Below are 13,613 nucleotides of genomic sequence, written 5' to 3'. Positions count from 1 at the left end.
GTAATTACAATAGTTATCTTAGGGCCTTCTCATACCACACTACTCAACAATTGATATGGTTACAATGTCGCCAAAAGCCTCAGAATCTGTAAGGACTGTTTCCGCCACTATTGACAGCCAACAGATAGACGCCGGGAATCATTCTGGTATTCCCATCGTTTTTATTCATAAAAATTACAGTCCATACCTGGAATTTACCCTTCGTCAGGCGGCTTTTTCCAATCCAAACAGTCCGATTTATCTCCTTGGAGACGACCAGAATAACCGCTTCCCGTTCTTGATTCATCGCCAAATCGATGCGTATGAAAATCCGGATTCCGACTATTTTAAAAAGGTGTATGAGCACTATTCGCCAAATCATTATGACTATGAATTATTCTGCTTTATTCGGTGGTATCTGGTCAGGGAATTGATGAAACGGGAAGGTTTTTCCGAAGTTTTCGTGGCCGATTCCGACGTTATGATTTATGCGAATATAACGGAATATATCAGTCAGACCGGTTTGAGGAATACCATCGCGGCCTTTAACATAGGTTCTGATTATCAGTGGGTTAGGTCAGCGTCTGGACACTCTTCCTACTGGACGTGGGAAGGGATTGAGTTGTTCTGCAAGCTGGCTGCTGATTTGTATACCGAACCACGCTTACGGACCTTCATGGAACAGATCCGTTCGGAAAAAATCATTAAGAATGACCGCGCCGGGATTTCAGATATGACGGCACTTTACGTGTTTTACGAACAGGAAAAGGCACGGATTCGTAATTTATCGGAGTGTCGGGATGATACGGCTTTTGACCATAACATTTGTATGGCTACCAATTTTAACCTCGATGAGTATGAATTTGGTTTAGGCCAGAAAAAGGTTGTTATAAAAAAGGGATATCCGGTTGCCTATAACCGCCTGTTAAAGAAAGAAATCCGCCTGCATACCCTGCATTTTCAGGGCAATAGCAAGAAGCTTATTCATCGCTATTTCACGGCGAATGGCCTGTTGGCCCGTAAATTATTCCGGGAATTTCGATTTCTGGCTTCCGTACTGTATCACATGGTTCGATCGTGATCAATACTCATTATAAGGAAGATTGACGGTATCCCGCCAGTAGGTTGTAACGTCACCGACCATCTGAATCAATTTCGTAAATTGAATGGGCTTTACCAGATAGGAATTGGCTCCCATTCGGTAGGCTTTTTCCACTTCCTGCCGCGACGAAGTCATGATCAGCACCGGAATGTTTTTCAACTGGTTGTCGGACCGAATGGCGTGCAGCGTTTCCAGGCCGTTGCGTAACGGCATATTAATGTCCATGATAATCAGGGAGGGCAATGGATTGGCGGGATTGGAGCCGAGGCAGTTTTGCAGGTATTCAATCACTTGGTCACCGTCTTCGACAAATCGGCCGCAATCGAACAATCCATTCTGCGTAAGCGCTTCGTCGAGCAATAAGCGGTCTTCTTCGTCGTCTTCGGCAACTAATATCGTAAAGGGGCGGCTAGGCAACATAAAGGAATCAAGGGTGCTGGACAGATGACCCAGTATTGATGATTGAAGGTAGGAGTTTTCCGGTTTATTGACAACTTGTTCCGGTATTTTTTGGACAAAACCGATTGTTTCCCGCGTTTACGGTCCTTACCTTACCGCGATTTTGCCCGTTTTTTCTGACTTATGCGTTACTGGTTGCCGTTTTTCTGGTTGGCCTCCCTGTCTGCTTTCGGGCAGACCTTGCCCATCCTCGATCAAAATCCGCCTTCATTACGCTGGTATCAACTCCAAACCCCTCACTTTCGGGTGCTGTTCCCGGAAGGGCTTGACCAAACCGCCCAGCAAACCGCCCGGCGCCTGGAACAGGTCTATGAACCCGTGAGTGCCACGCTTCAAAAACCGCCCCGCCGGTTATCGGTTGTTATGCAGAACCAGACGATGGTTAGCAACGGATTTGTGACGATGGTGCCGCGTCGATCCGAATTTTTTGCCGTGCCCCCGCAGGACCCGTTCCTGGCCGGAACGCTGGGCTGGCTGGATTTGCTGGCGGTGCACGAGTTCCGGCATGTCGTTCAATATGATAAAGCCCTGCAGGGATTTACGCGGGCGGCCTATACGCTTTTTGGCAATAATGCATTGTCTGCTCTGACCCTGGGTGTTCCGGACTGGTTTTTTGAGGGTGATGCCGTCGGGACCGAATCAGCCTTGACAGCGTTCGGGCGGGGCCGAATTCCGAATTTCGATCTGGGGCTGCGGGCTAATTTGCTGGCGGGTCGTCGGTTCAATTATCCGAAGGCCGTTGGCGGATCGTACCGTGACAATGTTCCCAATCATTACGTTCTGGGCTACTTTATGTCTACTTACCTAAAACGGACGTACGATGCCGACGCCTGGAGCGATGTATTGAATCGGTATTATCGGTTTCCCCTGTATCCGTTTTCCTTCTCCCATGGTGTCAGGAAAACGACAAACTTCCGCATCGAGGAATTGTATCGGAAGACAATGGCTGATATCGAAGATACCTGGCGAGCTGAGCAGAGCAAACTGCGGCTGACGAATGCCAGCGTCTTTCCGGTAAAAGCACCGAAAACCGTGTTTACCAATTACCAGTATCCGCAATATCTCTCTGACAATGAAGTTATTGCTCTGAAATCCGGCTTGGGCGATATCGCCCGGTTTGTGCGTCTGAATCGGACGGGGCAGGAGACAAACGTGGTTGTGCCGGGGCTATTTAATAATCCGGAGATGCTGTCGGTTGCCGCCGGGAAAATTTGCTGGACTGAATACCGGTACGATATCCGGTATGGTCAGCGAATTTATTCGGAAATCAAGGTGTTTGACCTGAAAACCAGGCAACTGCGTCGCCTGAGTACGAAAAGCCGCTATGCCGTAGCCGCCCTGTCGCCGGATGGAGCAAAGCTGGTGGCGGTTCGGAACGATGAAACCTACCAGACCCGTCTGGTCGTCCTGGATGCCGAAACCGGGCGTGAACTGCGGGTGCTGGATAATCCGGATGCGGATTTTTATGTTCAACCGCGCTGGCAGGATGATAACCGAACGCTAATCAGTGTGGTTCGCAGGCGAAACGGAACGAAGACGATCCAGTCGATTGATTCGGAAACGGAGAAGCGGGTGGATTTGTTGCCGGTTTCGGACCAGAACCTCAGCCACGCCCAGCCCTGGAGAAAGTATATTCTCTACAATTCGCCCCAGTCGGGAATCGATAATATTTACGCACTTCAGATCGAAACCGGTCAGCGTTATCAGGTGACCTCGCGGCCGCTGGGGGCTTATCACGCCACGATTTCTCCCGATGGTACCCGGATGAGTTTTCATGATTTTCAGGCAAACGGGTATCGCGTGGCCGAAATGCCGCTCAATCCGGAAAGCTGGACGCCGGTGGATGAGGTTCGGGATGGTTCGGTCCGGTATTTTGGTCCGCTGGTCAGTCAGGAGCCAGGCAGTCGGACCGTATTGGCAGCACTGGCCGACACGGTGCCCCCCCAGGCCGGTTTTCCCAAAACCCGGTTCAACCGGTTAACCCACGCGCTCAATATTTATAGCTGGGGACCGGTGGTTAGTTCAGACGGGCAGGGCGGAACCGTTGGCCTGCAATCGCAGGATTTACTCAGCACGACCCAACTCGAAGCCGGAATTGGCTACGACCAGACCGAACGAACGGTTCATTATTACGGAAACCTCAGTTATCAGGGCTGGTTTCCGATTCTTGATGTCGGTTTTGAGCGGGGAAAACGGTCAACGTCGCTGTACGTCGATCAGCGCGCGCCCCTGGATTCGCTCCGGAAAGACAGCTGGAATTACAATCAGCTAACGGCCGGTTTGCGGATTCCGCTCCAGCTTACCACCTCGAAATATCTGCAAAGTGCCTTTTTGTCAGCGTATTATGGCCTCCTGCAGGTGAGCGGATATGATCTGCCGGTACGCCCCGTTACGGAAGTCGGGTTTAGTAAACTATTGCAAACGGTTTCGTATTCGGCTTCCTATTCCCGCACGTTAAAGCAGAGCAAACGCGATGTGGCCCCCCGCTGGGGGCAGAGCGTTTCGGCGGTTTGGCGCACGACTCCCTTTGGCGGGCGGTTGAGCGCCGAAATCTGGGGGGTAACGGGAAATCTCTATGTTCCCGGTTTGGGAAAACACCACTCGATTCGGCTGCGGGCGGGGTATCAACAGCAAATGCAGGGTTCATACCGGTTTGCCGCAGCGGTTTTCTACCCCCGCGGGCAATCCTATGTGAGCTATAATCAGCTAAAAGTGGGGAGTGCCGAGTACCGGTTTCCGCTCTTAAACCCGCACTGGACCATCGGCCGCTGGCTCTACATTCAGCGGGTGAAAGCCAGCGGTTTTTACGATGTCGCCCAGGGAGAAAGCCAGATTCGGATCAATGGCCAGCCGCGAACGATCTCCGATTCATACGCGACCACGGGCCTTGACGTATCGTTCGTTTTTAATTTCATGCGGCTTCGAACCCCCTTTGAAGCGGGTGTCCGCACGATTTATAACGTCAAATCCGGGCAGTACCTCGTCCAGCCGCTGGTGATCGGACTGGGGTTTTAGGAAGGCATAAGGGCATCGGATAGATACCCTTACGCAACGTCATTTATGGATAAATCTCTTTTCGGGCGGCTTTCAGCGTGTTCTGCATCAGCGAACAAATGGTCATCAGTCCGACCCCCCCCGGTACGGGTGTTATAAAGCTGGTTTTGGGAGCAACCTCGTCGAATTTTACGTCGCCTTTGAGCGAAAAACCGCTTTTCTTGGTGGCATCGGGAACGCGTTCGAGTCCAACGTCAATCACCACCGCGCCTTCTTTTACCATGTCGGCGGTGATGAATTCCGGACGGCCGAGGGCGGCAATCAGGATATCGGCGGACCGGCAGATTTCGGGTAGATTTTGGGTCCGGCTGTGCGTTAGGGTTACGGTGCAATTCCCCGGATCGGTATTGCGCTGCATCAGGATACTCATCGGCAAACCGACGATCTGACTACGGCCAACCACCACACAATGTTTCCCCGCCGTTTCGATGTCATAGCGTTTCAGCATTTCCAGAATGCCCTGCGGTGTGGCCGAAATATACGCCGGTAAGCCTTTCGCCATGCGACCAATGTTGATCGGGTGAAAACCGTCGACGTCCTTGGCGGGGTCGATGGTCTCCATCACTTTGTCGGCGGAGATATGCGCCGGTAGGGGCAGTTGAACAATCAGGCCGTCCATATCCGGATTGTGGTTCACCCGCCGAACGGCGTCGATCAGTTCGTCCTCCGAAACCGACTCATCAAATCGAATCAGCGTGGAAACCATGCCGATTTCTTCGCAGCTTTTCATTTTACTGGCCACATAGGTTTCGCTCCGGCCGGCCGTACCGACCAGAATGGCGACCAGGTGCGGAATTTTGCCACCCGTTGATTTGATGGCAGCGACTTCGGCCGCCAGTTCCTGTTTAATTTGCTGGGAGAGGAGTTTCCCGTCGAGGAGTTGCATGCGTCAATGTTGATAAAATGCAAAGGTAGTGGTTTTGATTGGACGAAAAATTGGTTTTCACGGGCTTTATTTGAAACGACGCTGGTTTTTGCGCCCAAAAATTACTAAACTTGTAAAAACCGGATTGTTGCCTGTCTGCCCAGGTGCGTCAAACCGTCTCGTTGATGAAGTTTTATCGATTGATCCTGCAACTGATTTGTCTCCTCCTGCTGGGTGGGGCGATCGGGCTTTGGGCCCGGTCGTTCGACACCCCGACGACGGGACAGCAGTTGAAAGTGGTAACGATCAAAGCTTCGTCGGAGCGGGAAATGACCGATCATTTGACCGACGGCCTGGTCCGTATTACCGTTCATGAGGCCACGGTAGCGCCGACGCTTTCCCACCAGACTCCGCTGCCGTTTTTCGCCATCATTCCGATCGGCTGGGTGTTAATCAACGCGAAGCGGCTGGTGCTTCAACCCGGTATTCCGTACTACTATTTTGCCTATTTTCGGCGGCTTTTCGGAAATCTGATCGCGATTAACGCTCCTTAATCAGCGCGCCAATAAAACCTTTCCTTTGTTTACCGGTCCAGTCCGGTACGGATCCGAATGGACCTTTTCCACCATTTTGTGAGTTACTGAAAAGAACCGCTAGCGGTGAATAGCCCGTTTTGACGGGTAAAGACATTTTTTAATAAATTGATAACCAACTATTTATCCACAAACCAGCCTAATCATATGGTCAAGAAACGTCTGCAACGAGCCACCAGCACGGCCCTATTTCGTGAAATAAAAGAAGCTGCCTTTATCGTCCTCGGTGTTCTGAGCGCCGGCATGGGCTTAAAAGGGTTTTTGCTCCCCAATGATTTTCTCGACGGGGGTGTTATCGGTATTTCCCTGCTTCTGCAAATCAAAACCGGCATCGATTTAGCCATTTTGGTCGTAGTGGTTAATATTCCATTCATCTGGATGGGCTTCCGGCAAGTCTCCTGGACGTTTGCGCTCAAAACGGCCGTTGGTATTAGCCTGCTGGCCTTGTGTCTGGCCTTTATCCCGTATCCGATTGTCACGACGGATAAATTGCTGATTGCCGTCTTTGGCGGGTTTTTCCTTGGTGCGGGCATTGGTCTGGCCATGCGGGGTGGGGGCGTTCTGGACGGTACGGAAGTGCTCGCGATTTATATCAGCCGCCGATCGTTTATGTCGGTCGGGGATGTGATCATGGTGATCAACGTCCTGATTTTCGGGTCCGCTGCGGTTTTTATTAATGTAGAAACCGCCCTGTACGCCATGTTAACGTACCTGTCAGCGTCTAAAACCGTGGATTTCATCATTCACGGTATTGAAGAATACATCGCCGTCATGATTGTCTCGGACCGGCACGAGGAGGTTCGTCAATTGATTACCGAAGAACTGGAACGGGGGGTTACGATTTTGAAGGGCGAAAAGGGATTCGGAAAACGCGGTTTTCGGGAAAATGATATCAATATTCTTTACGCGGTTGTTACCCGTCTGGAAATCACCCGCTTAAAGGATAAAATTAGTGAGGTCGATGAAAAAGCTTTCCTGATTGAACACAGTATTGCCGACGTTAAAGGCGGCATGATCAAACCTCGTCCGCTGCATTAGCCACTAATTGTTCCGCCAGCCGCGCCAACCCGGTCGTGGCTGGTTCCGGAATAAACGTCGTGTTTTTACGCCGACGGATAGCAGGCAGATTCGGATCAACGACGTAAACGGGGACGCCCGGTCGGACAGAATCAATCAAACCGGCAGCCGGATACACCACCATCGAGGTGCCGACGATGATCAGAATATCGGCGGCATTGACCCGTTCAACGGCCACGTCCATCAGCGGAACGGGTTCGCCAAACCAGACAATATGGGGTCGCAGTTGCGACCCTTTTTCGCAGCAGTCTCCCCGCTTCAACTCCCAGCCCGGAACATCATAAACAAGGGTTTCGTCCCGGGTACTCCGGGATTTAAAGAGTTCCCCGTGCAAATGAATGACGGTGGACGAACCGGCTTTTTCGTGAAGATTATCGACATTTTGGGTGATGATCATTACCTCAAAATGTTGTTCCAGTCTTTTCAGGGCCAGGTGGCCGGCGTTGGGCCGGGCATCGAGCGCCTGTTTGCGTCGCTGGTTGTAGAATTCAAGCACCAGATCCGGATCCCGGTCCCAGGCCTGGGGCGTTGCAACGTCTTCCACCCGGTGATTTTCCCACAGTCCGTTGGCGTCACGAAACGTCCGTAAACCGCTTTCGGCGCTGATTCCGGCACCGGAAAGCACCACAATTTTTTTCCGTTCAGGCATGATGGTAAGCTGTCAATAGCGGGATATTGCTGAAACGAAAAAGCGACGACTCCCGGGAGTCATCGCTTTTTCGGACTGTTGAATCCACCCGGTTCAGGGGCAGACCCGGTCAGGAAGCGTTACTTTTTCCGGGCAACGGTTTTCTTCGCTGTTGTCGTCGCGGCCGCAGCCGGTTTGGCCGGTGCTTTGGCCGCTTTTTTAGCCTTTGGCTTTTCCTCCGTGCCGGTATCTCCGGCCAGTTTCAGACAGTCTTCCAGGGTCAGCGAAGCCGGTTCGACATCCTTTGGAATTTTAACATTCCGCTTTCCGATGGAAATATAAGGGCCGTACATACCATTGACGACTTTAACCGCCGGATTTTCCGGAAATTCCTTAATGTATTTATTGCTTTCGGTTTGCCGCTTTTGCAGGATGAGTTCAATCGCCCGTTCCAGCGTTAAACCGGCGGGGGACTCGCCCCGGGGCAGCGATATGTATTTATCGTCATGCTTGACGTAGGGTCCGAAGCGCCCTTTGCCGGTAGTGATCAGCTTACCCTCGAATTCGCCGATTGATTCACTGATGTTTTCGGCCCGTTTCTGCTGAATAAGTTCGATGGCGCGATCGGCGGTTATGGTGTACGGATCATCATCCTTCGCCAGCGAAACGTATTTGTCGTCGTGCTTGACATACGGTCCAAACTTTCCAATGCCGATAATCATCGGTTTATCCTCGAAGAAACCCACTTCGCGGGGCAGGGAAAACAGCCCCAGTGCATCCTCCAGCGAAATGGTTTCGATCAACTGGTCTTTTTTCAGGTTGGCAAACACGGGTTTGTCGTCGTCCGTCGCTTCACCAATCTGAACGTACGCTCCGTATTTGCCGAGCCGGGCCGAAACTTTTTTGCCGGTTTGCGGGTCGATGCCCAGTTCGCGGCTTCCCGGTTTGGCGCCGGTCGGGGCGGCTCCCTGTACCGTTTCGACCGTTTGGTGAAAACCACCGTAGAAATTCTGAATCATCTGCTGCCAGCTCATTTTGCCACTGGCAATTTCATCGAATTCCTTTTCAACGTTGGCCGTAAACTTGAAATCGACAATTTCCTCGAAATACTCGACCAGAAAATCATTAACGACCAGGCCCATGTTGGTGGGAAACAGCTTGGCTTTCTCCGTGCCGTAATTTTCCTTGCCGGTTTTTTCCTGGATCTGTTGCTGGCGCAGAATCAACTCCTTGAACTCGCGTTCCTTGCCGGGCCGGTCTTCCTTGACCACATATTGCCGCTTGATGATGGTCGATATGGTGGGTGCGTACGTCGATGGGCGGCCGATGCCCATTTCTTCCAGTTTCTTAACCAGACTGGCTTCCGTATAGCGCGGGGCCGGGCGGCTGAATTTCTGGGTGGCTTTCATCTGGTCCAGGTTCAGCGTCTGACCGATCGATAAAGGAGGCAGCATTCCCTTGCTTTCCTCATCTTCGTCGTCCGACGATTCCATGTATACTTTCAGAAAACCGTCGAATTTGATGACTTCCCCCTGGGCAATCAGTTCTTCCGGGGTGGTCGAAATTCCAATGGTCGCGGTGGTCCGTTCCAGCTGAGCGTCGGCCATTTGCGAGGCAATCGACCGTTTCCAGATCAGATCGTAGAGCCGTTGCTCGTTGCGGTCCGACCCGGCGGTTTTCACCGAGAAGTCGGTCGGGCGGATGGCTTCGTGAGCTTCCTGCGCCGATTCGGACTTGGTTTTATACTGACGCGTATGCACGTATTTTTCGCCAAACTCGGTTGTGATGGCCTGTTTCGCCTTGTCAATGGCTTCCTGGGACAAATTGGTCGAGTCGGTCCGCATGTACGAAATCTTACCACTTTCGTACAGCTTTTGCGCCAGCGTCATGGTTTGCAAGACCGAAAACGACAATTTCCGCGAGGCTTCCTGTTGAAGCGTTGACGTCGTAAACGGGGGGGCGGGGGATTTCTTGGCCGGTTTGGTTTCCAGATTTTTAATCGTGAAAATGGCCTCCCGGCATTTTTCCAGAAACGCCCGGGCTTCTTCCAGCGTGGCAAAGTTCCTGGGTAGTTCGGCGTTCAATACTTTGCCGCCGTCGACGATAAACTGCGCCGTAACCTTGTAATTGGATTTGGTATTGTGGCTGTCGATTTCGCGTTCCCGCTCCACAATCAGCCGAACCGCCACCGACTGCACGCGCCCGGCCGAAAGCGCCATTGAACTTCCGGATTTGATTTTTTTCCATAAAACCGGTGACAGCTCAAAACCGACCAGCCGATCGAGCACGCGCCGGGCCTGCTGGGCATTCACCAGATCAATATCGATCCGCCGGGGCGACGAAATGGCGTTTTGAATCGCCTTTTTCGTGATTTCGTGGAATACAATTCGTTTGGTATCGTCCCGTAACCCCAGGGCTTCTTTCAGGTGCCAGGAAATGGCTTCGCCCTCGCGGTCGTCGTCCGTTGCCAGCCAAACTTCATCCGCTTCCTTGGCCAGTTTTTTTAATTCGCTGATAACCTGCCTTTTATCTGGAGAAACTTCGTAGATTGGTCGAAAGCCATTCGGGATGTCAATAGCCATATCATCCTTGGGCAAATCGCGAACGTGACCAAAACTGGATTTCACTACGAAATCTTTACCCAGATACCCTTCAATGGTCCTCGCCTTCGCGGGTGATTCCACGATAACCAGGTTTTTTGACATATGAATTCAGGTTGAAAGTTTATGTTGTGCCGACAATCAATTCCCACGTCTCGTGCCAAATATAGAAGCAAAAGACGTAATACTTACAAATCGCGGGATGGGAAAGACGGCCGGGCGGGTAATAATGGTGTTTTGATAACGATTTTTCAGGGCTAATCGTTCAGAAAAAATAGGTAATAATGATCAGACCATAATCTCTTGATTCCGAGTTTCCAACCGGTTTCCTGGCCCGCCCAACTCCGGGCCAGGAAACCGGTTGCTGGGGGCCGAAATTAAAATCAACTATTTTTATTCGTAAACCACCGTGACAAAATCATAATATTGAAGGCCGAAAACCGGAAACCTTGGGGGCGACGGTTTCTGCCGCACGATTGATTACTATTAATGGTCACATGATTCTTCTGGTACTGTGGGCGGTTTTAGCGTCCGGTTGTGTAGGATATGGGTTCGTTTTCTACTCCTTTTTCCGCCGATGGGGATTGATTGATCCCGCCGACCCGGTCCGGGGCACGGATCTGATGTTACTGGGGCTGTGCAGCCTGGTCGTATGGGTTCAGCTAGCCTCCATTTTTTGGCCCGCCAATCAGTACCTGGCATTGCTCTGGGTGGGCGGGGCGGCCCTGATCGCCATCCGGTTTTCGGAATCGATTCGGCCGTATATCCGGCGGTTTGTCCGGCAGCAAAAGCAGATTTCGGTTTTCTGGCTGATCGTTGCGGTTGTGCTGCTTTATTCGACGCTGGAACCCACTAATGCCGACAGCGGGATGTATCACCTGCCGTCCATTCGCTGGTACGAGCGGTTTCGGGTGATTCCCGGACTGGGCAACCTGCACGGACGGCTGGCGTTCAATTCGAGCTTTTTCGTAACGTCGGCCGCTTTTGGGTTCACCGACTGGGCCGGGCAAACGCTGTTTCCGCTCAACGGTTTTTTGTTTCTGCTGGTCTGCTGGCGGTTGTTGGGCCTGATCCGGTCCGCGCATTCGATCCGGTTTCTGGCGCTGATCATTCTGGTATTGCTGTTGTTTTACCTGATCCGGCAGGTTTTTTCTCCCACCCCGGATGTGTGGGCGACGCTGCTGCCCATCACCATTTTCCTGATCTGGCTGGAACTGCGGCCCGGGCTCACGGTCTCGCACCTGCTGGTAGGGGTGCTGGTTTGCCTTTGCGTTACGGTCAAACTGGCTACGCTTCCGGTGGCCTTCTGCCTGCTGCCGATCGGCTGGTCGGTTCGGCGGCAGCTATCGGTCCGGCACATAGGCGTATTCCTTGCCCTGGGCTTGTTTATGGTGGTGCCCTGGCTGATTCGAACGACCATTCTGTCGGGCTATCTGTTTTATCCCTATCCGGATCTGGACCTGTTTTCGTTCGACTGGAAGATTCCGGCCAAACGGGTTCGTTTCGAGAAAGAGTTCGTGACCTTCTGGGCCCGGTTCCGGATTCTGGAGCCGTATTTTGATCGAAGTCTGTTAAAAGTTCCGGCCGACCAGTGGATTCCGGGTTGGTGGAATCACCGGGAATATTATTTCCTGAACAAGCCGACCTGGGTCCTGGCCGTCGTTTCGCCGTTGATTGCCATCAGCCACTTTTTTTTCCGCGATCGCTGGCTGCGGTTTCGTCCGTTGGTCTTGCCGTACGGGGTGGCCTTCGGCGGATTTCTGTTCTGGTTTATATCGGCCCCGGAATTTCGGTTCGGTTATCCGTATATCTGGCTGACCGCCTTGCTGCCGTGGCTGCCCTTTATCCCGAAGTCCCTCCGTTTCTGGAACCTGGTTCCGTGGAGCAACGCCATCCTGGCGACCGTATTGATTGCGTTAGGAGGGTATTTCATTTTCCACTATCTTGTGAAAGCACAGTTTCCGGTTCATCGCTATGCGATTTTGCCACAACCGCTTACCTACCGGAACCGGGGGGCGGAAGCTGCGTATTTCCTGCCACACCAAACCGATAGCGGCCTGGAAGTGCTGACGCCAAGGCACGGCCCCTTGCAACAAAGTTGCTACGATCAGGAAAAGCCGTGCTCGCCGTACTTCTATCCGGACCTTGAATTACGGGGACAGTCCGTGGTTGAGGGTTTCCGCAGTCGGCTGAACGATGAAAAAAATATCTACGGCACCCCTTTTTAAATCGTATGAATACCGGTTTATTTCGAAAAAAAAGTTTAGACGGTTTGTCTATATGACATTATCAATCCTTATTCCTGCATACAATGAATCAAAGACCATTGGAATTGTCCTGGAGCGCGTTAATGAAGTAGCCCTTCCAATGCCGTTGAGCCGCGAAATTGTGGTCATCGATGATGGTTCTACGGACTCGACGGAAGAGATCGTACGCCAGTTTATGGCCGAAAACCCGACCGCCCGTATTCAATATATCAGACATGAGGTCAATCAGGGGAAAGGGGCTGCGCTGCATACCGGAATCCGCCAGGCGCACGGGCAGTTTATCCTCATTCAGGACGCAGATCTGGAATATGATCCGGAAGAATACAGCCGGCTGCTGCAACCGTTGCTCGCCGGTCGGGCGGATGTCGTGTACGGTTCCCGGTTTATGAGTGGAGGACCGCGCCAGGTCCTGTATTTTTGGCATACAGTCGGGAATCGGTTTTTGACCCTATTCTCCAACATGATGACCAATCTGAACCTGACCGATATGGAAACCTGCTTTAAGGTGTTTCGGACGGAGGTCATCAAAAATGTAACGCTGAAAGAAAGGCGGTTTGGGTTTGAACCCGAGGTGACGGCTCAAATTGCCCGGATTCCGGGAATCCGGATTTTTGAGGTAGGTATTTCGTATGCCGGTCGAACCTACCGGGAGGGAAAGAAAATCGGTTGGAAAGACGGTTTTCGCGCTATATTTTGCATTCTCAAATACAATCTCTGGGTTTCGAAAGAGAATATCGTTTCACGCCCGACGCAGGAAATGCCTTCAGCCTGGCCCAGCAGGAGCCGGGTGTGATTTGGGGATTCGGGTCAAACCCGTACAAAATCTTTTCCAATGTGTTGATAACGTTTCCAAATTATCGGGAAAATACCGGTTGGTTTTATTTTAGCATGAAAATCATCTAATTTTGGCACGCTCAATCGGAAACTCATTTTCCGCTCGTTGGTGTTGTCTAATTAGATACATTTCTGTTAACTGCTTAAATTCCTCC

The 13,613-nt window shown here is 51.8% G+C and carries 10 protein-coding genes; 6 read left to right on the top strand and 4 right to left on the bottom strand.

What is annotated here, in order from left to right; translation table 11 throughout:
- The first annotated feature begins 55 nt into the window (after positions 1–55).
- On the top strand, positions 56–1,060 hold the full coding sequence (locus ACFPMF_RS03835) for a hypothetical protein (RefSeq protein WP_379841284.1): 1,005 nt from the start codon (positions 56–58) through the stop codon (positions 1,058–1,060).
- Here ACFPMF_RS03835 and ACFPMF_RS03830 read toward each other — a convergent pair whose 3' ends face one another.
- Positions 1,061–1,501, bottom strand: a complete 441-nt coding sequence (locus ACFPMF_RS03830) for a response regulator (protein ID WP_379841282.1) — start codon at positions 1,499–1,501, stop codon at positions 1,061–1,063.
- Positions 1,502–1,663: 162 nt separating this feature from the next.
- Between ACFPMF_RS03830 and ACFPMF_RS03825 the strand changes: the two genes are divergently transcribed.
- Positions 1,664–4,555, top strand: coding sequence for a hypothetical protein (locus tag ACFPMF_RS03825; RefSeq protein WP_379841280.1), 2,892 nt, complete (start codon positions 1,664–1,666; stop codon positions 4,553–4,555).
- A 43-nt stretch (positions 4,556–4,598) separates the two neighbouring features.
- Here ACFPMF_RS03825 and ACFPMF_RS03820 read toward each other — a convergent pair whose 3' ends face one another.
- Entirely contained in the window at positions 4,599–5,480 is an 882-nt protein-coding gene (locus tag ACFPMF_RS03820) for a bifunctional 5,10-methylenetetrahydrofolate dehydrogenase/5,10-methenyltetrahydrofolate cyclohydrolase (protein ID WP_379841278.1), read from the bottom strand.
- A 164-nt stretch (positions 5,481–5,644) separates the two neighbouring features.
- Between ACFPMF_RS03820 and ACFPMF_RS03815 the strand changes: the two genes are divergently transcribed.
- Both ACFPMF_RS03815 and ACFPMF_RS03810 read left to right on the top strand, forming a co-directional pair.
- Positions 5,645–6,013 carry a hypothetical protein gene (locus ACFPMF_RS03815; protein WP_379841276.1) on the top strand — a complete coding sequence of 123 codons (369 nt, stop codon included), beginning with the start codon at positions 5,645–5,647 and terminating at the stop codon, positions 6,011–6,013.
- A 186-nt stretch (positions 6,014–6,199) separates the two neighbouring features.
- Positions 6,200–7,090: a YitT family protein gene (locus ACFPMF_RS03810; protein ID WP_379841274.1), complete on the top strand. Its 891-nt coding sequence runs from the start codon at positions 6,200–6,202 to the stop codon at positions 7,088–7,090.
- On the opposite strand, the gene ACFPMF_RS03805 is transcribed toward ACFPMF_RS03810, so the two are convergent.
- Together ACFPMF_RS03805 and topA are read right to left on the bottom strand one after the other, a co-directional pair.
- A complete protein-coding gene (locus ACFPMF_RS03805) occupies positions 7,068–7,778 on the bottom strand; it encodes an SIR2 family NAD-dependent protein deacylase (protein WP_379841272.1) in 711 nt (236 codons plus the stop codon). The genes ACFPMF_RS03810 and ACFPMF_RS03805 overlap by 23 nt on opposite strands.
- 119 nt (positions 7,779–7,897) lie before the next feature.
- Positions 7,898–10,462 carry a type I DNA topoisomerase gene (gene topA / locus ACFPMF_RS03800; protein WP_379841270.1) on the bottom strand — a complete coding sequence of 855 codons (2,565 nt, stop codon included), beginning with the start codon at positions 10,460–10,462 and terminating at the stop codon, positions 7,898–7,900.
- A gap of 392 nt (positions 10,463–10,854) precedes the next feature.
- Here topA and ACFPMF_RS03795 point away from each other — a divergent pair, with 392 nt between their 5' ends.
- Positions 10,855–12,585, top strand: coding sequence for an LIC_10190 family membrane protein (locus tag ACFPMF_RS03795; protein WP_379841268.1), 1,731 nt, complete (start codon positions 10,855–10,857; stop codon positions 12,583–12,585).
- Positions 12,586–12,637: 52 nt separating this feature from the next.
- The gene (locus ACFPMF_RS03790; RefSeq protein ID WP_379841266.1) at positions 12,638–13,417 is read left to right on the top strand and encodes a glycosyltransferase family 2 protein; all 780 of its coding nucleotides are present in this window, start codon (positions 12,638–12,640) and stop codon (positions 13,415–13,417) included.
- The last annotated feature ends 196 nt before the right edge of the window (positions 13,418–13,613 follow it).

This window comes from Larkinella bovis, from assembly GCF_042655385.1.
In the GTDB taxonomy this organism is placed as follows: Bacteria; Bacteroidota; Bacteroidia; order Cytophagales; family Spirosomataceae; genus Larkinella; species Larkinella bovis.
Note: the sequence above shows the minus strand (reverse complement) of the source record. Positions and strands in the feature narration are given on the sequence as shown.

What these genes read in the sequence shown, in the direction of transcription:
- ACFPMF_RS03835 (WP_379841284.1), top strand. Translation starts at nt 56, where the DNA reads ATGGTTACAATGTCGCCAAAAGCCTCAGAATCTGTAAGGACTGTTTCC.
- ACFPMF_RS03830 (WP_379841282.1), bottom strand. Translation starts at nt 1,501, where the DNA reads ATGTTGCCTAGCCGCCCCTTTACGATATTAGTTGCCGAAGACGACGAA.
- ACFPMF_RS03825 (WP_379841280.1), top strand. Translation starts at nt 1,664, where the DNA reads ATGCGTTACTGGTTGCCGTTTTTCTGGTTGGCCTCCCTGTCTGCTTTC.
- ACFPMF_RS03820 (WP_379841278.1), bottom strand. Translation starts at nt 5,480, where the DNA reads ATGCAACTCCTCGACGGGAAACTCCTCTCCCAGCAAATTAAACAGGAA.
- ACFPMF_RS03815 (WP_379841276.1), top strand. Translation starts at nt 5,645, where the DNA reads ATGAAGTTTTATCGATTGATCCTGCAACTGATTTGTCTCCTCCTGCTG.
- ACFPMF_RS03810 (WP_379841274.1), top strand. Translation starts at nt 6,200, where the DNA reads ATGGTCAAGAAACGTCTGCAACGAGCCACCAGCACGGCCCTATTTCGT.
- ACFPMF_RS03805 (WP_379841272.1), bottom strand. Translation starts at nt 7,778, where the DNA reads ATGCCTGAACGGAAAAAAATTGTGGTGCTTTCCGGTGCCGGAATCAGC.
- topA (WP_379841270.1), bottom strand. Translation starts at nt 10,462, where the DNA reads ATGTCAAAAAACCTGGTTATCGTGGAATCACCCGCGAAGGCGAGGACC.
- ACFPMF_RS03795 (WP_379841268.1), top strand. Translation starts at nt 10,855, where the DNA reads ATGATTCTTCTGGTACTGTGGGCGGTTTTAGCGTCCGGTTGTGTAGGA.
- ACFPMF_RS03790 (WP_379841266.1), top strand. Translation starts at nt 12,638, where the DNA reads ATGACATTATCAATCCTTATTCCTGCATACAATGAATCAAAGACCATT.